Annotated in this window: 13 protein-coding genes; 4 read left to right on the top strand and 9 right to left on the bottom strand. The window is 48.9% G+C overall.

From position 1 onward, the window contains the following. Positions 1–8 precede the first annotated feature (8 nt). The gene (locus AAC022_RS06030) at positions 9–1,127 is read right to left on the bottom strand and encodes a DUF481 domain-containing protein (RefSeq protein ID WP_339728994.1); all 1,119 of its coding nucleotides are present in this window, start codon (positions 1,125–1,127) and stop codon (positions 9–11) included. A gap of 629 nt (positions 1,128–1,756) precedes the next feature. On the opposite strand from AAC022_RS06030, the gene AAC022_RS06025 reads away from it, so the two are divergent. Further along, complete coding sequence (locus AAC022_RS06025; protein ID WP_339728991.1) at positions 1,757–2,449, top strand: hypothetical protein; 693 nt, start codon at positions 1,757–1,759, stop codon at positions 2,447–2,449. A 12-nt stretch (positions 2,450–2,461) separates the two neighbouring features. Here AAC022_RS06025 and AAC022_RS06020 read toward each other — a convergent pair whose 3' ends face one another. The 7 genes from AAC022_RS06020 to AAC022_RS05990 all read right to left on the bottom strand — a co-directional run bounded on the left by AAC022_RS06020 (position 2,462) and on the right by AAC022_RS05990 (position 14,407). Continuing rightward, positions 2,462–5,389 carry an FG-GAP-like repeat-containing protein gene (locus AAC022_RS06020; protein ID WP_339728989.1) on the bottom strand — a complete coding sequence of 976 codons (2,928 nt, stop codon included), beginning with the start codon at positions 5,387–5,389 and terminating at the stop codon, positions 2,462–2,464. Positions 5,390–5,461: 72 nt separating this feature from the next. Further along, positions 5,462–9,013 (bottom strand): efflux RND transporter permease subunit, encoded by a 3,552-nt coding sequence (locus AAC022_RS06015; protein WP_339728986.1) that lies wholly within the window; start codon positions 9,011–9,013, stop codon positions 5,462–5,464. Positions 9,014–9,037: 24 nt separating this feature from the next. Beyond that, positions 9,038–10,321 (bottom strand): efflux RND transporter periplasmic adaptor subunit, encoded by a 1,284-nt coding sequence (locus AAC022_RS06010; protein ID WP_339728983.1) that lies wholly within the window; start codon positions 10,319–10,321, stop codon positions 9,038–9,040. A gap of 69 nt (positions 10,322–10,390) precedes the next feature. Further along, entirely contained in the window at positions 10,391–10,846 is a 456-nt protein-coding gene (locus tag AAC022_RS06005; RefSeq protein WP_339728980.1) for a MarR family transcriptional regulator, read from the bottom strand. Between the two features lie 199 nt (positions 10,847–11,045). Beyond that, positions 11,046–12,269: an SUMF1/EgtB/PvdO family nonheme iron enzyme gene (locus AAC022_RS06000; RefSeq protein WP_339728978.1), complete on the bottom strand. Its 1,224-nt coding sequence runs from the start codon at positions 12,267–12,269 to the stop codon at positions 11,046–11,048. Between the two features lie 100 nt (positions 12,270–12,369). Further along, positions 12,370–13,707, bottom strand: coding sequence for an HD domain-containing protein (locus AAC022_RS05995; RefSeq protein ID WP_339728976.1), 1,338 nt, complete (start codon positions 13,705–13,707; stop codon positions 12,370–12,372). Between the two features lie 37 nt (positions 13,708–13,744). Beyond that, on the bottom strand, positions 13,745–14,407 hold the full coding sequence (locus tag AAC022_RS05990; protein ID WP_339728972.1) for a nucleoside 2-deoxyribosyltransferase: 663 nt from the start codon (positions 14,405–14,407) through the stop codon (positions 13,745–13,747). 203 nt (positions 14,408–14,610) lie between these two features. Between AAC022_RS05990 and AAC022_RS05985 the strand changes: the two genes are divergently transcribed. Then, entirely contained in the window at positions 14,611–16,725 is a 2,115-nt protein-coding gene (locus AAC022_RS05985) for a DUF2079 domain-containing protein (protein WP_339728970.1), read from the top strand. A gap of 394 nt (positions 16,726–17,119) precedes the next feature. Next, positions 17,120–18,793 (top strand): energy-dependent translational throttle protein EttA, encoded by a 1,674-nt coding sequence (gene ettA, locus AAC022_RS05980; RefSeq protein WP_339728967.1) that lies wholly within the window; start codon positions 17,120–17,122, stop codon positions 18,791–18,793. Between the two features lie 64 nt (positions 18,794–18,857). Here the strand turns inward: ettA and AAC022_RS05975 are convergent, their stop codons facing one another. Then, positions 18,858–19,721 (bottom strand): hypothetical protein, encoded by an 864-nt coding sequence (locus AAC022_RS05975; protein WP_339728964.1) that lies wholly within the window; start codon positions 19,719–19,721, stop codon positions 18,858–18,860. 363 nt (positions 19,722–20,084) lie between these two features. Between AAC022_RS05975 and AAC022_RS05970 the strand changes: the two genes are divergently transcribed. Then, complete coding sequence (locus tag AAC022_RS05970) at positions 20,085–21,107, top strand: Gfo/Idh/MocA family oxidoreductase (protein WP_339728961.1); 1,023 nt, start codon at positions 20,085–20,087, stop codon at positions 21,105–21,107. Positions 21,108–21,193 lie beyond the last annotated feature (86 nt).

Genomic DNA, 21,193 nt, shown 5'->3' with positions numbered 1-21,193 from the left:
TTCTGTCCTTATTTCCGCGTGTAAACCAGCGAGACATTACCTGTGTAATCGCTTTTCTTACGGCCTGCGTTTGGAAATGAGTTATAAACCTGAAGAAACCCAAATTTCAGGTTCCAGCGGTCTTTGTTATCCAGCTTGAACAGTATTCCGGTCTCCGTTGTAACACGCAATATTTGTGCCACATCCACACTGGGAGTCCAGGTCTGTTTGTGTTCCAGCTGCGCATGATCGGAAAGAGGCCAACGGAACTCAATTTCTACGAACACGTCTAAAGTAGTACGGCGTAAACGAGGGCTGTTATATATTTCGCGCGTCCCACCAGGACCAACACGCACGATCAAGCGTTTATCTTTTTCATTAATGAATCGATATCCTAAACCAGCCGAAAACGTTCCGCGCCAATCCAGGTTTTCGAACTCGTCATACGTATTCTTGTTTGTCACGAAGACAATCCAATCGGTTGTACGAGCGATATCAAGTGTCGCATTACCATACCAACGATTGGCGTCCCTGACGCCGTTGGCTTGCCCCCAGCGACCACCAATTTCAAATTCGAATAAATTGTCATTGTCTGATTTTTCCAGATACAATCCAGTGGTTAAATAATCCTGCTGAGTATTGCCCGCTAGAAACGTCCCTCCAAGCTCGAATCGTTTGGTCCAGATTTCAACATAGTCCCAGCATTGATCACAAACGTCCTCAATCTGCTTGAACTGAGACTCGTCTTCTGCTTCAGGCATTGGCGAAACATCCAAGGGGTCCATCACTGGCACCTGATCGATCAATGAAGGAAGCGGCGGCAAGCTGGTATTGTCGTTATTCACCAACAGCGTTTCATTCGAAGCGGCTGAGTCGGACGCTATATCGGTTGAGTTATATTCCAGACGATCAACCAACCCCAATAAAATCGAACGCACCTGACCGTCTGAGAGACGGAACAGAATATTTCCGTCTTCAAAGCCGATGCTTTCACCTGAATAATCTTGTCCATCTTTCAGGTAAAGTGTTTCTGCTGGCACAGCATCGTCTGCGCAGACAACTCCAGAACCACATAACACTGTGATCAGCGAAACCAGCACCAGGAAAATCAAATAGTAAGTTTGGGAAAGGAGTCGGGAACGACCCATGAAACCGTTCATGGCGAGAAATCAATCACAGGAATGAGAAATAAATAGAATCGTGGAAATGATAAAAACAGCAGTCGGAAGGGACAGTAATACTAATCCTGGAAGCGATTTACTGCAATGTGTTTATTTGACTGTACTGCTCCTTTATTCTGATAAATAAATGGCATCATAACCACCACAAAAAAAAACCGCCTAACACACTACCACCAAAAGCATTACGACACATATCCAGTTCATAACTGCGACTTTTTTCGATTGATCATCGTCATGTTTAACGGTGAAAGCGAACACGACAATCCTACCAGTTCTATCCCCTCTGATTCTGATCGGCATCTTACCTGATCCACACAACCGGACCTTTTAACTGTCTGTCACTCTCACCTTATCTACTCCTTCCGGCTCTTCCGACGCATACTCATCGAAAAATAGAGCAAGATTTGGAGTACTTCAGGCCTCCCCTCAATTTGCGTGCTAGAGTTTTTTTGATTCCAGTTCGTTCCTGGGCAACAACTGAGAACAAACTGACAAGTCAACAGATCAATTCAAATTACAACACTCAGCAAAATTGGCGGTACAAGCCTGTTCGACAACATGATTGTTGTCTGTCGTGCGAGGGGGAAGAGTTTACTATGGGATTCTTAAAAAAATTCTTGAAGACGACCTATCGAGATAACTCTGCGGGTAAATCACGCAGCAGTTTCGAAAGTCTCTCGGAAGATCAATTGGAAACACATTTGAATATTGCCAAATACGGAAACTTCATGCTGACGGACGCAATCCGTCCTTCCTATGATCTGGAAGTAGTACCACAGGCAGGTTACCGGCACGATGTTTATACCGATAAAGAAACGGGCATTAAAATCCCGGTTCTGATGGCGTCGGCATCCAAGGAAATTTTATTCGACCTGTTCATGGATCTACTGGATCCTCTCGGAGCTGAAGTCGATGTGGTACTCGAAACCAGTCACGAAGGTTCAAACAATCAGCATCAGGATCTGTACCGCGAGCACATGGACTTACCGGTTCTTAAAAGTACGCTCTACGATTACGAAGATCTGCTGCTGAATGATGGTTGTGCCGGGCTTGCTGTCCTGAACCCACAGATTCCGCTGGAAGTCCAGTTCGATGAGCATAAATTGCTGATTATGTATGGTCAGGGAATCGAGCAATTCGAGCACACGTTGGAAGAATATGGCATTCCACATATTTCAGATCTGAAATTCATCACGGAAGCCGAACACGTTCATTCATCCAGCGATGAGTCCATTGAAGAACTGGATCAGTTGAAATATCGTCTCGGAATCGATTTCGATTTCGAATAAAAGAATTCGATATCAGTTAAGGGCTTGAATACGGAATAACTGCGGCTGCCCTTCAATCAAATGGATTTCCTGATCAACAACGCCCCCCTCAAACTGTTGTTGCTCCCCGGAAGGCCAGATTACTTCGAGTGAATCAATCTGCTCCGCATCTCCCAAACCAAAGACCAGCGTTCGCTGGTTACTCGCGAAATACCCATCACCGGCGGTCAACTGGCGAACCAGTGTCTGCCCCTTGGTTTTCACGCGAACAGTCGTCCCAATCGCGTCCCGGCTGGATTTTGTGCCGGTCAAACGGACGACCAGACGATGGCCATGGTTTTGTGTGGAATTTTCTAACAGCACAAAGGGTTGATCTAAACTCGAAATCGCGGCTTCTTCCAGACCGTCCCGATTCCAATCCAACCGTGCCATTCCCCTACCCAGTCTTGGTGTTTGAAAAAACGTGCCGTGCCCGGGTGAATTCAATTCCTGAAATTTGCCCTGCCCCAGATTCTTCATCAATTGCGGCCGCATCTGATTGGGAACGTCCTCAGTTCTTAAATCTTCCACATGTCCATTCACGATCAACAAATCCAGTAAGCCATCGAGGTCCGCATCAAGAAATTGCGTTCCAAAGCCTAACTTGTATGTGGTCGAATCAGACATGTTCGCTGCCTGGGTTTCATCAATGAACAAATCGGGACTTACCTGACGATAGAACGTATTTGTTTCGCGATAATAGTTTGTCACATAAAGATCCAGCAGACCATCGGCGTCGGCATCGCCGACGGCAATTCCCATACAGGCTTCCGTCCTCCCCTCTGCGTTGAGTGCCAGGCCGGATAACAGGGCTTGCTCTGCAAACGCCAGCTTTTCGGAGCCTTGATTGACAAAGTAAAAATTAGCAACCGCGTCATTGGCGATGAACAGATCAGGATACCCCGTGCCATGCAAGTCAGCAGCGATAATCCCCAAACCTTTTCCATCCGGAACCTGAATCCCTGATGTTTTGGTGACGTTTTGAAATAGTCCATTTTGTTGATTGGAGAAGAGTTGATCCTGCGCTCCCGGAAAATTCAAGGGCATACAGGAACGCTCAGAGCCATCCGCATTTTTGCAGACGCGATCAAACACATCCGCACCAGTCAAATAATTGACGGCATAGATTTCCGGTGCACTATCCCCATTCAGATCTGCAATCAGACAACTGGTTGTCCACTGTTCCGCGGTTCCCTGCGCCTGGTGTGCCTCGGAATAAGTTCCATCTCCATTATTATGGTAAAGGCGATTCAGACCGATATTACCGACATAAATGTCAGCAAACCCGTCATTGTTCACATCGCCGATGGACACCCCCTGACTGAACCGAGTTTCGTTCAATCCAGCCTGTGTTGTAACATCCTGAAAGGTCCCGTCACCAGAATTCAGAAACAGGCGATCCCGATAACGGTTCTGCTGTTCATTCACAGGCCAGTTGGCCCCTTGCGTCAAATATAAATCAGGCCAGCCATCGGCGTTGAAATCGAGAACTCCGACTCCGCCGCCGGTAAACTCATACATTTTATGCTGATTCTCTGGCCAGGTCTGGCCGTTAAAATATTGAAAGGAGATTCCTGCACGAGCGGTCACCTCTTCAAAGGAAATGCTTGATCTGGTTTGCGCATCTCCTGTTCTGGAACCGGACGCGACTACGGGCTGTTCCGACATCATATGAGAATTCGGCAGATTTAAATCTCTAACGGGATTTTTTTCGGCAATGACCCGAACCAGTTTCAGTTCCACCAACCGGGGCTCTAATTCCTGTTTGACTTGATTGGCCCAGTCAGATTGTGGATCGAGTAATAAGGCCGCCCGACTCCAACCATAGGCTTCCCACACCAGCCCTGATTCCTGTGCCAGTAAAACCGCTTGTTGAACTGCCGCTAGATCTTTGTCGCCATAGGCAACTTTCACCATCCCTTCGTACGTCTGCAGCTGCTTCGAATAATCAAGCAATCGTTCGGCGGCTTCCTTTTTCCCATCCTGCAATAAAAGTTGTCCCAGTTGGTAGCAGGCTGTTGAGTTGGTAGCATCTCGCTTGATCGCTTCTCCATAACATCGAATGGCTGACTGCTGATCGTTCTGCTTCTGAAACCACTGCCCCTCAATCCCCAAGATCTCTGGAAGCAGTCGGTCCTGATCTGACAATGATTGCTGCCAGCCCGTAAATTCGCCTGATTCGCCATCATTCAGCAGGACTTTACCTAATAGCGCTTGTGCCTGGCTTAATTCAGGCTGAGCAGAAATTAGTTTTTGCAACCGTATTTTGGCCGCGACATACTTTTGTTGATCGACTTCCAGCCGCGCTAGCCCGAGTTGCACCAGCGGATCGTTCGGATTTCCCTGCTCATATTCTGTAAGTAACTGTGGATTCTCCAGAGAACGATCTCCCATCGCCAACAGATATCCCAGCATTGCATCGTATGGTTCCTGCTGGAGCAGTTTCAATCGGAAGGGAACGGCTTGCCAGCTGCGCGACGTGAGTCCATAAATAAACGATAGACGTTGCAGTATTGTCACATCATCGGGAAACGACTGGAGTGCCCGTTGAAACTCGTTTTGCGCCGTAGAGAGTTGCTTTAACTGGAATAGATACAAGTCGCCCGAACGTGTCCGGGCTTTCAACGATTCGCGACTGGCATCATCGGGTACATAGCCATAAAAACGAATCGCCTCGGTGAAATCGCCTGATTTGAGAGCAATTTCGGCTCCCAGCATGGCCGCTGCCACTTGATGCGAGGGGATCTTCAGAAGTTTCTCTATCTGCCGTTTTGCTTCCTGGTCGTTTTGGTTACGGAACGCATATGAAGCCCTTTGCAAAGTGGCGTCGGGATCCGGCACAAACAGTCCTGAAAAATAGACCGCCAGCCCCAAGATCAGAAGTATCGAGATGATACTGATGACACGAATCAAGATACTCACACTTTCATTCTGCAGAACAGGGATGGCTTCTTAAAACAGACACAGCGATACCCGCTCACTGTTGTCCAGAGTTTAAACTGTGGCACTCTCCTGTTTTTCTACTTCTACCGGAGGTGGACTCGATCTCGTCTGTTTCACCACACCAGGCCTTAGCAAATTCAAGCCCCACTGCTTGGCATCCATTGTCAAACTGAATAAGGTCGGCACCAACACTAACGTAAACAAAGTAGAAACAATCAGCCCGCCGAGCACCACGCTTCCCAGTCCGCGGTATAATTCACTTCCCGACCCTGGAAACAGGACCAGCGGTAATAAACCAAGCACTGTGGTTGTGGTCGTCATAAAAATCGGTCGAATTCGGGTACGAATACTTTCCAGAATCGCTTCCCGTGGCGTCATATGGTCTTCGTTAATATGATTCAGGGACTGGTGAATAATCAAAATCGGGTTATTCACCACCGTTCCAATCAGAATGATAAAGCCCAGCATGGTGAGCACATCCAGTGTCTGTAGCATAAACAGATTCAAGACACTCAACCCCAGAATTCCACCAACGGCTCCTAATGGGACACTGAAAATAATCACTAAGGGATATAACCACGATTCAAACAAGGCCGCCATTAACAGATAGGTAATCATCAGCGCCAGCAGCACATTGAACTCCAGTGCCGCCCAGGTATCTCGTAATTTGTCGGCGGTTCCCGATAACACGATTCGATAGCCACCCGCCAGTTGGCCACTTTCTCGCATCGGCTGCACAATTTCCGACTGAATCTGACTCATGGCATCTTCCAATGCCATTTCTTCAGGGGGAGAGACTTCAATCGTAATCGCGCGTTGACGCTCGCGGTGATTGACCTGCTCTGGGCCACTGGTAATTTCCACAGTGGCCAAAGCTTCCAAAGGCACCAGGGCCCCCATCGGCGTTGCTATGGAGAGCGCTTTGACATCCTGCGTATTTTGAATATGTTTAGACTCTCCGATAATTGTCAGGTCGATTTTATCGCCGCCCAGATAATAGTCGCCGGCATATGCACCATCAATCAATGCATTTGCTGTATAACCCAGGTCCGTGCTGCTGACTCCCATTTCCGCTGCTTGAGTCAGTTTGGGCTCGATATGAATTTCCGGGCTGGAAAGATCCAGGCTGGGAATGGGACGAACCTGCGCGGTCGGAATCATCTGCTTGACTTTCCCCAGTACCTGTCCTCCCATACCAACCAGTTTTTGTAAATCTGGCCCGATGATTTCGACTTCAATCGTGCGACCGCCGGTCAATCCCCGTTCGAACAAACTGGATTGTTTCGCCACCGCAAACGTACCGGGGAGTTTCATGCCAGCTTTTTGAACGAGCGGAATTAATTCACCAACGCGTTGAGAATCAAAGGCACGAATCCCCATAAAGACCTGACGTCCCCGAGCAACGAAAAAGAAATCGCCAATCACCGGATAGTCCAGTTTTTTTGCTTCTTCACTATTAGGATCAATGTCCCAGTAAGGCCGTAAATCGGTTTCCACACTCTCCCCCAGTTCCATTAACTGATTGAGATTGTATCCGGGGGGAGGCAGGAGAATCGCAAAAATCAAATTGCGGTTCCCGGTCGGCAGGTATTCCACTTTAGGCCATAACTGCCAACTCACCCCAACCGCAGCGCCGACCAATATTCCCACCACCAGCACTCGTCGAAGCAAACCACTCTGAATCCAGTGATTCACGCCCACAACCATGCGCACAAACGCCGCGCCTGCTGACTCGATCGGTTCTACCAGTGTTCGATGTAACCAGTTCTTTTTCGTAGTCTCCTCCGCCTGATCTTTTGCCTGATGTGCGACATGAACATCTTCGATATCCTGCCCCTTTCGTTTAGGCAGCAGACGTGCGGACGCGGTTGAGATCAAGGTCATTGAAACAACCAGCGAAAGGCCGACAGCAGCACTAATGGCTAAAGCAATATCCTGGAACAACTGGCCTGCTTCTTCCTCGATAAAGACAACCGGTAAGAAGACCGCAATCGTCGTCAGTGTTGACGCCAATACGGCCCCCCAGACTTCTTGTGTCCCTTTAATCGCCGCATGAAACGGTGATTCTCCCAGAGAATAACGTCGAAATATATTTTCCAGAACGACCACGGCATTATCGACAAGCATCCCGACGGCAAACGCCAGACCGGCCAGACTGATCACATTTAATGATCGCCCCATCGCACCTAAAATCAAAAACGTACCGATGATACTGGTGGGAATCGCCAGTCCCACCACCAGCGCCCCACGGGCAAACCAGAACCCTGATCCGATAATCAAGGCCAGACTAACCGCGAAAAACCAGGGAGAGATAAACGTCGCTGCGACTGCCGTGATAACGATCAACGGCACGACGAGCAGAGTGCGCACTCCCAGATGCAGGAACGACATCAACACAATCATCGTGAGCGCCCCACCGATGAAGATGTTATTTTTCACCAAATCGACAGACGAATAAATATAATCGGTTTCATCATAGACCTGTACCAACTGAAGACCACGCGGTTTGAGAACATGCTCATCAATATCATTGACGGCTTCTCTCAAACCATCCATGATATCCAGCACGTTGGCTCCGGTCTCACGCACGCAGTTCACCGCAATGCTCGATTCGCCAAACCGTCGCACCAGACCATCGGGCTTCTTATATCCCAAGCGGACTTCCGCAACATCCCGAACATAAACCGGGGCACCATCACGAACCGCCAGCAACTGATTTTCCACTTCTTCTATATTGCGAAACTGGCCCAGGGTACGAACGACCCAGCGTCGTTTACCTTCCCAAAAATCGCCTGCGGATGTATCGGCATTTTGTCCACGTAATACACGCCGTACATCGGCAATCGTTAGCTGCCGCGCTGCCAGTTGTTCAGAATCGACCACCACCTGCAGTTCATCTTCCAGCCCCCCTAACACATTTGACTGGGAAACTCCCGAGACGCGTTCGAAACGTGCTTCGATTTCGTCTTCCGCAAAACGGCGCAATTTTGTGACTTCGACATCTTTTTCGGGTAAGATGCCCCCTCTGACTTCGGGGTGCTCTTCGGCTAACAGCCTCAGCCGCAACATCGCCAACCCAGGATTGGGAGTATTGCGAATCACATCCAACTCTTCTTTTATTTCAGGATGTGTTTTCTGAAATGCCACAATTTTTTCATCAGACGGTAGACGACTGCTAAGAATGAACCAGGCAATCGGTCGGTCTGCGGCATTCGAAGTACTGATAATAGGCTGGTCTGCGTCTTCCGGATATTCCGGTACCTGCTGCAGACGGGAATTCACCTTCAGCAATGCTTCATCCATATTCGTGCCGACCAGAAACTCCAGCGTGATCGAGCCTTTGGAATCGGCACTTTCCGAACTCAGTTTGGTAATACCCTCCACACTTTTCAGCTGCTCTTCCTGCTCCAGGACAATCTCACGTTCGACTTCCTGCGGACTGGCTCCCGGCCAGCGCGTTTCTACGGTAATCGTCGGCCTCTGGACCTCGGGCGTTAGTTGCATCGGCATGCGGATGAGTGCCACCAGACCGAACAAAACGGTCATTAATACACCTACGGTTACCTTTACCGGATTGTGCACAATGGCATTAATCAAATTCATTGGACTTCCTCTTTAACCATTTATTTAAATCGCTTTGGCTTTGGGCTCTGCATCGGGTGACAGAATCTCGGTAATCACCACATCCTGTCCCGGTCGTAAGCGCTCATTTCCCCGGATGACAACATGCTCACCACCTTTTAAATTTCCCTTGACCTGGATCAGTCGTCCATTGGCCACGCCTACCTGAACGGGAACAGCACGGGCTTTCCCCTGATTTTTTTTATCGGAACTCGGTTCCACCACATAGATCATGGGAGTGGGGCCTCCCAGAACCAGCGCATCCTTGGAAACCAGGAGTGCCCTTTGTTGGGGACCGGTTGGCAGAATGGCCCGCGCCAACATTCCTGATTTCAACAACGGACCATCTTTGGTAATCGTATTTTTAATTCGCACTTTGACCGGGAATGTACGTGATCTGACATCTGCCTGAGGAACGATTAACACAACCGTTCCGGTAAAGACCTGATCTGGAATTGCGGGGACTTCTACGCGGACTTCCATGCCTAGTCGTACATGTGGCACATGATTTTCCAGAACCTGAACCTGGACATCGACTTCGCCGAGCGCGATCACCTCAGCGACCAATTCTCCCGAATTGACCCACTGTCCGACTTCTGTGTGTTCGGCGACTACGTATCCATCAAAGGGGGTGATGATCGTATGTTTGACGACCTGACTTTCGAGTTTATCTACAAGCGCCTGTTGAATGGCGACCTGGGATTTTGCCTGTGCAATTTTCTCCTTGCGAGGGCCTTCAACCGCCAGGTTATAAGCGGCCAATGCTTCCTGAAATAATTCTTCTGAACGAATCGATTCCGAAACCACCTGCTGAATATCATCGTCATTGACGGCTTTACGGGCATATAGCGATTCCAGACGTTTGAGGCGTTTCTGCTGATACTCGCTGTCTGCCTTCGCAGCCTGCATGAGTGCTTTCGCTCTTCTGATTTCATCGGGGCGAGAACCATTCTCTAGCTCTGCGAGCTCATGTTTCCGAAAGTCCAGTTCGGCTTTTTCCGCAGCAACTTCGAGATTGATCGTATTCGTCAATAACTGTGCCAGTGGTTGCTTCGCACGAACAAAATCACCTTCATTGACCGAAAACTCGGCAACCCGGCCACCTACAGCACTTCCGATAGAACTGCGTTTGATCGGCAAGACTGTTCCCACAAACATCTGCCCCGATGCGGTCTCGCGCTCTACAATTTCTGCCACAGCGACAGCCGCCGGGCCCCGCTGTGCCATGAGTGGCCCTGAATACAGAGCAAACACACAAATCGATGCAACAAGACTGGTTGCTAATCTCATAAGTTTCCTCAACGTCATATTAAGTGTTTGACCGCAGTAATGACTGCAGAAGTTCTAATGCGTTCTCTTTTAAACTGTCTCATATTCTGAAATGGTCACTCCCAGATTTTCCTGCACCTGCTTTAATAGTGACTTTAAAGTCTCGACCTGATCTGCTGTCATACCTTGTGTTGCTTTTTTTCGTAGTCGCTTCAGACAGGCCACCATTTGTGACCAGACCGGCTTCGCTTCCGGCAGCACTTTCACGACCTTACGGCGTCGATCTTCCAGATCACTCTCGCGTTTGATCCATTGATCCCGCTCCATGCGATCCAGAATGCGAACCAGCGTCGGCGGCTCAATCATCATTCGTTCGGCTAAATCCACCTGGGAAAGTGGTCCTTCATAAACCAACCAGCCTATGACCTGAAACTGACGAAACGTAATCCCATACGGCTCCAATTCCTGATTCAACGCATCCTGATAAAAGTGTGACGTAATGGTGATCCAATAACCCACACTTTCTTCAAAGTCATATTGCAACATCAGTTCCTCCTCTGGAGTGAAACGCCCCTGATTCATTAGCCAGGCTAATTATTAGCCCTGTTATACTATCCTGGCAAGACCAACAGCAAGACCTAATTAGTCTGCTGTAGTTGCTTTACCGAGATTTACAGGGAGCCGAGCCACGACATACTCAGGGAGAATGAGCGGAAACACAGAGTGGACACTTAAAAAGTGTGAATCAAAACGAGCTGGCTGGTTTTGATTTTTCCGTATCAGCGTTGGGGGCATTGGCGAGATTCAGGACGCAGCGGAATCCGACATCAACAGGAGGTTTCCGCATATTTTCGCCAACCCGTTTCGAAACTTCCCAGGATTTTTGATTTCCACGCACCACTCGCATACTGGGAACAACAGATCGTTTGGGACCAGTCCAGCCACGAACCACCCCGGCATCAGATAGAGACAGCGCAGCCTGATAGGCATTCTCGGAGTACCAGTCATCGCACCATTCGCGTGCATTACCGGCCAGATCCATTGCACCGTACGGACTTTGGTCGCCGGGAAACATTCCGACCGGATCAATTTGTCCTGGCTGACGTGTTTTGTGCCATAATGCACGCCCATTGCCCCAGGGATACAGAAAACCGCTTTCACCTCGGGCCGCTTTTTCCCATTGAGTCTCGTGCGGCAGATGCTTTCCCATGGTCCGTGCATAATTCAAAGCATCAGTATAGGAGACCCCCATCGCGGGAAAATTGGCAAGCTGACTGTCATTACCGGCGGGTTCGGGAATCTTGCCTTTTGCGGTAATCATTTCCGAACGCCAACGACGATATTGCTCAAGCGTCACTTCATGCACATCAATATAAAATGCATCTTGGTAAATCGTGAACTCCGGTCCCGCATTCTTCTCCCCGTTACTCTTGCCCTGCACCGAGATCCCAGCAGGAACTAACACCATCTCACTAGAATCATGCTCACAAAGGATCCGTTTCGGCAGCCCTTGTGAAGAATATCCGGCTTCTTTGACAGCGGAAAATCGTTTGGGCAATTCGAAGGATGAGTCTGGAGTAGCCTGTTCCGCTTGCGTGTCGGTTTTGACAACGGTAAAGGTTGTTGAATTGATTTCTGGTTTGTCTGGAAAAATGACGGCGACCTGCTCATCGGACTGATCTGCAACACCTGTTTTTTTAATTTCGAAATTGTGAATATAATCCACGACTTCAAACATGTCATCAGGATTGCCTGCCAACTCCGGTTGTTTCGCTTTTTTCTTTTTACGAATGGTCGATTTCGAGGACTTCAATTTTGGCGCACGCATTTGAGAATTCGATGTGTCTCGCTGTGTCCTCTGAGGTTGTTGCACGACAGGCTCCGCTCCGCCACAGCCAACAGCAAGCAGTAGAACTGCTCCCATCAGAGCAAATAAAACTCCCTCACTGTGTTTTGAATTTCGCATCATCTTCAGTACCAACTTTATCGAACTATTTCAAAACGGAACGGTGTATCACTTGATTTTAGCATTCTTGAAACTGAATAACAGCCTTTTCAGGCAATTCTGGTCAGAATGACTCTTGAACAGATTCCACCAGCAGTTTCTCAAAATCCTGCATTTCAGCGCACTGACGGGCAATTTCGGGATGCGCAAACACACGAACCCGTTTAACAAAATCATCAAACTGTTTCCGAGCCAGCGTATCTATGACGGGTGATACAATATGCAGTGGTTGATATTTTTCTTCGCGCGCAGAATAAATTTCGACATCAAACTCCACTTCACGATGCGTGGGCGGTGCATCAATCAGAATATCAGTCGACTCGACCGTTTGATTCAAACGCTGCGCAAGCCGTCTCGCCAGGTTCTCGCTCCAAGTGACGAGTGAAGAGACCGGTTGATGCGCGATTAGCTCAAACACATCAGCCGATTCATAGAAGCTGAATTCAGCGACCCGCTTATACAATAAACGTTTCGTACTAAAAATGCCTTCAACCAGCCGTTCGCATGCAGTCCCCTTTGCCTCTGCGCGTAAGACAGCAATGGAGTCTGCCTCGGTTAACTTAAAATATTCGGTCAGATCCAGTTTCGGATACAGATGGTAAAACGCGCGGGCAAACATCGTGCTGGCAGAACGGACTGCATGATGCCAATAGACTTCGCTGAACATGACATACCGGGCAAAGACCATCAACTCCGCCGCGGTTTTTCCTTTCGAACCAATCGCCAGTCCATCGCCGGCTTCATTGACCATCAGCGAATGGACCAGACGATTCTTATCAAAATTACGGCCGTAAGGCACACCGGCATGCAGACTGTCCCGATCCAGGTAGTCCATTTTATCGATGTCAATGGGTCCGGATAAAATCGATCGAACCAGGCGCATCTCTATCGTATCGGAGCGTGGTACTAGAATATCCAGAACCTCTTCCGGCTCAATTCCCCATTCGGACTTCAAGATGCCTGCCAGTTCGTGGCCCTCTGATAAAAATTCCCGCGCGAACATTTCGTGACGAGGAATCCCTTCCAATGACATGTCTTCAATCAAATGACAGAAAGCCCAGTGACCAATATCGTGTAATAACGCCGCGGCAATCAGCACCTCAGCCGTATGCACGTCAATGATCGCAGCAAACCGGGCATCTTTTCCCAACTGCCACAGATACTGCAGCGCATTATGGTAAACGCCTAACGCGTGCTCGAACCGGGTATGCGTTGCGCCGGGATAGACCTGTGCCGAAAACCCCAGCTGAGTAATATGCGACAATCGGCGAAACTCTGACGTATCGACCAGCGACTGCACGCGTTTCGTAAAAGGGACATCCTGCTGATATGGAATGCGAACCAGACCGCTGCCTGACTGTAAATTCGAAAGTTCAGGTATCTCAACATAAGGATGGTTCATAAAGCATCATTCAGTGTTACGATGTTCGTGTTACGGTTCAGGCCAGCAGGGTTGAGCGATCGTTGGGAGCAAATAACTCTTCTACGACTGTCGCTATCATCTCGTTATCTTCCTGTGCCCCCTCGGAACACATTGCTTCCCACAAGACGCGCCCCGCCTGGACCGCCCGTTGCACTTTCATTGGTAACAGCGTACTTTGAACCGATGGGCGCAGCCCTTGATCCTGAATCGCATCCAACAAGGCATTGGGAATCAAATCAATCTGATCAACTGATGCAAAATCCACCATGCCTACCAGAAGCGGATTCACGCGTCCCTGAATCAGAGAACGGACATCGTCCTGATACGCTACTAAGGGTTTTCCCAAAACCCAAGCCATGGCTGCTTCTGAAACAGCCCCCTCATCAGGCGTTCGACCGTTCAGATTCCAGACCATCGCCTCACATTCTTCAACAAGCTGATACACATCCAGGGCAAAAATGGCTTCATGTAAAAACTGAGCTGCTGTCGGCGTATCCCAGTTCCGTTCCACGAGCACATCCAGCACCAGACGAAACTCCATACCATCCCGGTGAGGTAAATAGACTTGGTATCCGTTTTTTGTTAACTGATCGGCGATCGCCGTCATTTCTTCACGTTCAGATCGATTAAATAATGGGCCAGCGCAGTATACGCGAATCTGCTCATCAGAATGTTTCATGGTCAAACCTGTAATGCTTCCCTGCTTGAGGAAAACCATTTAGAATATTGTTTAATGATGGGTTCCTGCGAGCTATTGTAGCAATACCCCAAATTTTTTCACCCAAACCAGATTCTTTTCAGCTTTCTTCTCTAAAATTCGTAATCTCAATCGCCTATCTTGTCACCATCACTATGTGTGAACCGGAATCCAGATCGAAATTCATGAATCAAAAAACGACATCCCCATCCCAATTTGACAGCCGGAGTTTCGCCTACGGGCTACTCTGCGTTCTGCTGGGAAGTGGTACGGTCACACTGGCGGTGCAATCCCTCTTCAGCAATCTGGATATTGCCACCTTATACGTCAGTTCCGATCTGTGGCAAAGCCTCATCCAGGCCTGGTCCGGTCAGATCGAACCGGCAACGCGATCCGCGATCATTCCATTTTTCCCTTTGATGGGTTACCTGATGATTGCCGCCATCGGCACCTGGGTCTGTGGCGCGTTGCTGATTTCTAAAATAAACCGCCGATCATATAAAATTGCATTAGCGGAGTGGGGTTGGAAGGGATATCGCTGGTGGCTTCTCCCAGGCCTTTGGGAAATCCTGCGAATCACTGCCTTCATTGTTGGCTGGACTGGTGCGGAAAGTCTGTTGCTGGCAACGTCTCAATTCTGGTTTTCTATAACCATCGCAGGCTGGATGGCCGCCTTTGCTTCGTCGCTGCTCCCCGTTTCCTCGTTGGATTCAGAACTGGGATCAGCAGCGGCAAAAGAGCCCCGCAAGATAGGAATCCCCTTTTCTACCTGGTTGATGATGGGGCTGTTTGTGACCTTGTTTACCTTCATGAACTGGCGGTTGTATGAAGGCTTACTGCTGCCGCACGGCGATTCTGCCATGTACGAAGAACACCTCTGGAATGTATCGCATGGACAAGGCTTTCGCAGCTATCTGGATCAAGGCCTCTTCTGGGGCGAACACATTCAGTTCATCCACTTGTTCTTACTGCCGCTATACTTGATCTGGCCTTCACACTTGATGCTGGAATTGTGTGAAACACTGGCCCTGGCCATGGGAGCGATTCCCCTGTATCGCATGGCCGTGCGTCACAGTCGTTCAATGACCGTCGGCAAAGCAATCGTCGCCGCTTATTTATGTTATTTTCCACTGCAGTTCCTCGATATCGCCATCGACCTGAAAACGTTTCGCCCGATTTCGTTTGGAGTGCCCCTCATGCTGTTCGCTCTTGAAGCGATCGAGTTGAAACGCTGGAAAACGGCAGTCGTACTCCTGTTCCTCACATTAGCCGCCAAAGAAGACTATGCCATCATTCTCGGCCCGCTGGGACTCTGGATTGCCTGGCAGCAATGGTGCATACGGCGACAGGAAAGTGCCATAACCAAACCAAATTTCCTAAAAACGGTTGCCCCGGGTATCGGCCTTTCACTGTTTGCGGTCGTTTATCTGGCGTTCGTTGTTAAAGTCGCCATCCCCTGGTTTCGCAGCGGGGAACAGGTGCATTACGTTGGTTATTTCAGCAAATTCGGAAACTCACTCGGTGAGGTAGTCCAGAATATTTTGTTCAACCCGGCACTTCTGCTGGGCGAACTGTTTCGGCCCGAAACCTTCATTTATGGCCTGGCGCTGATCGTACCTTTAGGTTTTCTGCCTCTGTTTTCGCCGAGCCGAATCCTGGTGGCGGCGCCGATTTTTGGTTTACTTTGTCTTAATGAATTAGCCCACGATCCCCGCCATCACTTTCATGCGCCGATTGTCCCCATTCTCTGCTGGGCAGCGGCAGTCGGTATCGGCAACATCCCGGCGTTTATTGAACGTTGGAAATGGTACATCAAATCAACGACAGCACAAACATTTGCCACACATTTTCTCTGGTCCTCAGCCATCTCGACAGGCATCTTCTTCAGCCTGAGCCCCTTAGGACTGGTTTTCTGGGATTCCGGTTCAGCCTGGCACTGGCAGCGTCTCTACATCCCCGGCGAACGTGCCAGACAATTTGAAAAAGTGGTATCACTGATCCCACCTGACGCTAAAGTCGCGTCGACCGATTTCGTGCATCCTCGCTTCACACACCAGGCACGCTCTTACGACTACAGCAACTACCGGCGAAAAGTCAACGAGTACCAGTCGGGAGTGCCCGCGGATACAGACTTTATCGTAATCGACACACAACACCCCTACAGCGAAATCAAAACCCCTGATCAGATTCCTGAATATCATAACCATCCCGATCAATGGGAGTTGATCCCAGACCAGACGAACGGCTATTTCATTATCCTGAAACGTAAATCGGTACCAGACTCTGATTTGAAGGACTGATAGAACAGAACATCAGTCTGATTTTTCCGCGACAAAGGGCTTCACTTCCCGCTGACTATGGTAATAATATAAAGGACACCCAACCGCCGGTATTCCAGCCTGGCAAAGTGTAGGCACTAGAGCTTTCTCCAATCTGAGCAAGTCACTCTCGAAGAAGTCCTCAGCGAAATTGTCAGAATTGGCCCCATTTCCCAGAGTTTTTTGAAGAATTCACTGAGTAGCCCCCCTGTTTCCAGTGACTTGTGCAGAATGTCCAGCTATGGTAGGCGGCAAGTGAAATGTTGGTTTTTTCCTAGAGCCAGATAGAGTTCTTCAGCCTGTGGTTTGAAGAAATGCATACGAATAATCGTTTAGTCACAGAAAGTTTAAGTCCAGTCGGACACGAGATTGAAACATGGCACAACAATACATTATGCAACTGGAAGGCGTCACCAAAGTCTACGAACAGAAGGAGATTCTGAAAGACATTTGGCTTTCGTTTTTGCCCGGCGCTAAAATCGGGGTTTTGGGGGCTAATGGTGCTGGTAAGAGTACACTCCTGAAAATCATGTCAGGTGAAGATACCAATTTCTCAGGCGATGCCCGACCCGCCAAGAATATTAAAATCGGTTATTTCAAACAGGAACCAGATTTAGATCCTAACCAGACAGTTGATGAATGTATCGTAGAAGCAGTTGCCGAATCAAAGGCGATTCTCGATCGCTATAACGAAGTCAACATGCTGTTCGCTGAAGATCCTTCTCCGGAAGAAATGGAAAAGTTGATCGAAGAACAGGCCACCCTGCAGGACCAGATTGACGCTGCCAATCTCTGGGAACTCGACCGAACTCTGGAGATTGCCATGGATGCGATGCGCGTTCCACCCGGCGATTCGGTTATCGGCAGCCTGTCCGGTGGCGAGCAACGCCGCGTCGCCCTCTGTAAAATTCTGCTGCAAAATCCCGATCTGCTACTGCTCGATGAACCTACAAACCACCTCGATGCAGAATCGGTTGCCTGGCTGGAACGATATCTACATAACTTCGCTGGTACAGTTGTCGCGATCACCCACGATCGTTACTTCCTGGATAACGTAGCCGGTTGGATCCTCGAACTGGAACGAGGAAGAGGCATTCCGTTCGAAGGGAATTATTCCTCTTGGCTGGAACAGAAACAGTCACGTCTGGCGGTCGAAGAAAAACAAGAATCCAAACGTCAAAAATTCCTCAAGCGGGAACTGGAATGGGTTCGCATGTCGCCGAAAGCTCAGGCGGCCAAGAACAAAGCCCGTATCCAACGTTATGAAGAATTAGCCGCCGAAGATTACGAAAAACAGGACGATGCGTCTGATATCCAGATCCCGATCTCACGACCGCTTGGAAGTCGGGTACTTGTTGCAGAAAATGTGACAAAAGGTTTTGGCGATAAGCTGTTATTCGAAAACTTCACTTTCGAATTACCACGGGGAGGCATCGTGGGTGTCATCGGTCCGAATGGTGCCGGTAAGACGACGCTCTTTAAAATGATCCTGGGACAGGAAAAACCTGATAGTGGGAGTTTACAACTAGGAGACTCGGTTGAGCTTTCGTATGTAGACCAGAGCCGTGATTCACTGAATCCGAAAAAAACGGTCTACGAAGAGATTTCACAAGGACACGAACACCTGGTGGTCGGCAAGTCCAGTATTCATGCCCGAACTTACGTCGGCCGTTTTAATTTCAAAGGCGCGGATCAACAAAAACTGGTCGGAGAACTTTCCGGCGGTGAGCGAAACCGCGTGCATATGGCAAAACTACTGCGTTCTGGTGGAAACCTTTTACTATTGGACGAACCGACAAACGACCTGGATGTGGAAACCCTGCGTTCATTGGAAGAAGGCCTGGAGCACTATAGTGGTTGCGCACTTGTTGTGAGCCACGATCGCTGGTTCTTAGATCGACTGGCCACGCATATCATCGCCTTCGAAGGGGACAGCAAAGTCCGCTGGTTCGAAGGTAACTACAAAATGTACGAAGCCAAACGTCATGAGGAACTCGGTAATGACGCCGACTCGCCTCATCGCATCAAGTTCAAACCACTTTCGCGTTAACAGCGTTCCGTTTTGCTCTCAAAATATCCAGGGGTATTCCTGAAAAGAATACCCCTGTTTTGATTTAGCGACGATTTCCTCTCGCTCTACTTAAAATGGAAGTCGGATCAAGTTCGGTTTTTGAGTTCGAATAGAGTTGAGATCCCTGCTGCGATGCGGGCTTTCTATTAGATTCAATTCGAGCCAGCTCAACGACTGTTTGTGCCGACATTAATTGTGCCCTTGAGAAATAAGGCACGCCCCCACCAATGTGGCGATTCTTCTTTTTACTGGCCAGCTCCTGCCAATCCATATGACTGCCCAAATGCCAGGCGATGGCCTGCATCATTTCCAGGTCATCTCTGCGGGGATTGAACTTTTTCAGCAATAACACCAGAGCCTTGTCTTTGACCTTTGTTTCAATGGGCCTTAACTCATATTTCTTCAAACTGGTAGGACAAGGCTTTCCATGTTCCAGACAGACAGACCGCAATTTCAGACGAACCGTTTTTTCGGCAGGAATGGTAAACAGGCCTTGGAAGTCAAAATTCTGGTTATTCCCCACCGGTGACAAATTCCCACCCACTGCCTGACTATCCCCGGCCTGCGGTTGTTGATTCCCCTGAAGTCCCTGCAAGAAACCATTACCCGGATCAACCTGCGCCAGAATATGCACCGAAGAAACGGCGGACGGGATTTTCACTGTCAGTGGTTTTGTTGTCAGATTGGTAATGAAGACCGACGAGCTATAGGCGCTTTTTGGAAAGACTCTGGCAGAGAGTGTTGCCTGCTTGATCCCCTCAAACAGGTTCACCTGAGGCGCATCCGGCCTCAGGGTCAGGGTCGTAATCACACTCTTTTTAGGAGTTCCCTTTACCGGTTCAATCGATGTTCCACCAATGAACATGATGATACCCGCAATCGCCAGAAACTGTATTCGTTTGGTCATTTTCCACTCCTGTCTACCAGATTTACCAGTTCATACACGTAATGATTTGGAATTACTGTTCAATGCCAGCATTAATACAGCGGGCATATGTTCAAGGCCTGCACACAAGAAACGTGTGTAGGCACTTCAGCGTGTTAAAAAATGATTGCTTCTTTGAGCGCGGCTTCAATTCTGACAGGTCAACTGAACGACGATCACTTTACAGAGCTTTGAAAGTCTGTGATATTGAGCAAAAATATTGAAAGACAAAAGAATGGATTCAAATTATAGATATGCTGCTCTATATATAACGATAACAAGCTGGTTTGAAGATTTCAATTTTTTTTCATAAATAATATTTCATAACTCACTGGAACTCATCTTATGAAAGACTCAAACCGAACTGTACGCTGGGGAATCCTGGGCACAGCTCGTATTGCAGAAAAAATCAGCATTGCAATTCATCAGGCTGATAATGCAGAACTAACCTGTATCGCCAGTCGTGACGCTGTAAAAGCTGCCGACTGGTCACAACGACACAGTGCGAAGCGAAGCGTCGGCAGCTACGAAGCACTGCTGCAGGATCCGGACATCGACGCGGTTTACATCCCACTCCCCCCCTCAATGCATGGCGAATGGACGGTTCGCGCTGCCAAAGCCGGCAAACATGTTCTCTGTGAAAAACCGTTGGCCTTAAATGTCAATCAGGCCAGAGAAATGCGACGCGTCTGTCTGGAAAACCAGGTCCAACTGATGGACGGCGTGATGTGGTATCACCATCCCCGCGCTCATCAAATGCTCAAGATGCTTCGAAGTGATGCACTGGGAGAACACCGTCGCTTCACTTCTTCATTCACATTCTGCTGGGATGATGTCCCAGAAAATGATTTACGCCTGCAGCGCGATCTCGGTGGCGGTTCGCTCGGAGACCTCGGCTGGTATTGCATCGGCGCCGCACTCTGGGCATTCAATGAACTTCCCCAAAAAGTGTTCGGCACCGCGCGTCCTTATAACGATGTTGACTATAACTTTTCCGGCATTATGTGGTTCACGAAAAACCGAATTGCTTCGTTTGATTGTGGGTTTGACGTGAGTATGCGGAAATGGTTTGAACTGGCTGGCACCAAAGGCTCACTGGTCTGTGATGATTTCACACGCCCCTGGGAAAACAAGAAACCTGCCTTTTCCGTCAATGATGGATTTGGCAATGCTACCAAGTACGAGACTGAGGCTCCCTTACAGGAAACCTGCATGATCAATCATTTTAGCGATATCATTCGCTCTGGTCGATTGGAACAGCAATGGCCTGACCTGGGGATCAACACACAACGGGTTCTGAATGCGCTGGACTATTCTGCTCGTACAGAAACGGTGGTAAATTTAGCAGACTTCTTTCCCACATCATAATCACAAAAAAAGCACCCTCACCATTTACGATGATGAGGGTGCCTGAGGTGGAGACTTCCCCCTCGATGCAAGCCTGCTTCCTGTTA

The organism is uncultured Gimesia sp., from assembly GCF_963976445.1.
Classification (GTDB): domain Bacteria; phylum Planctomycetota; class Planctomycetia; order Planctomycetales; family Planctomycetaceae; genus Gimesia.
The sequence above is the reverse complement of the archived record's forward strand: the minus strand, read 5'-3'. Positions and strand labels throughout refer to the sequence as shown.

Bases quoted from the DNA above. Each gene is read 5' to 3' on its own strand.
- ettA (WP_339728967.1), top strand. From the start codon at position 17,120: ATGGCACAACAATACATTATGCAACTGGAAGGCGTCACCAAAGTCTAC.
- AAC022_RS06030 (WP_339728994.1), bottom strand. From the start codon at position 1,127: ATGGGTCGTTCCCGACTCCTTTCCCAAACTTACTATTTGATTTTCCTG.
- AAC022_RS06005 (WP_339728980.1), bottom strand. From the start codon at position 10,846: ATGTTGCAATATGACTTTGAAGAAAGTGTGGGTTATTGGATCACCATT.
- AAC022_RS06010 (WP_339728983.1), bottom strand. From the start codon at position 10,321: ATGAGATTAGCAACCAGTCTTGTTGCATCGATTTGTGTGTTTGCTCTG.
- AAC022_RS05995 (WP_339728976.1), bottom strand. From the start codon at position 13,707: ATGAACCATCCTTATGTTGAGATACCTGAACTTTCGAATTTACAGTCA.
- AAC022_RS06015 (WP_339728986.1), bottom strand. From the start codon at position 9,013: ATGAATTTGATTAATGCCATTGTGCACAATCCGGTAAAGGTAACCGTA.
- AAC022_RS05985 (WP_339728970.1), top strand. From the start codon at position 14,611: ATGAATCAAAAAACGACATCCCCATCCCAATTTGACAGCCGGAGTTTC.
- AAC022_RS05975 (WP_339728964.1), bottom strand. From the start codon at position 19,721: ATGACCAAACGAATACAGTTTCTGGCGATTGCGGGTATCATCATGTTC.
- AAC022_RS05990 (WP_339728972.1), bottom strand. From the start codon at position 14,407: ATGAAACATTCTGATGAGCAGATTCGCGTATACTGCGCTGGCCCATTA.
- AAC022_RS06000 (WP_339728978.1), bottom strand. From the start codon at position 12,269: ATGATGCGAAATTCAAAACACAGTGAGGGAGTTTTATTTGCTCTGATG.
- AAC022_RS06025 (WP_339728991.1), top strand. From the start codon at position 1,757: ATGGGATTCTTAAAAAAATTCTTGAAGACGACCTATCGAGATAACTCT.
- AAC022_RS05970 (WP_339728961.1), top strand. From the start codon at position 20,085: ATGAAAGACTCAAACCGAACTGTACGCTGGGGAATCCTGGGCACAGCT.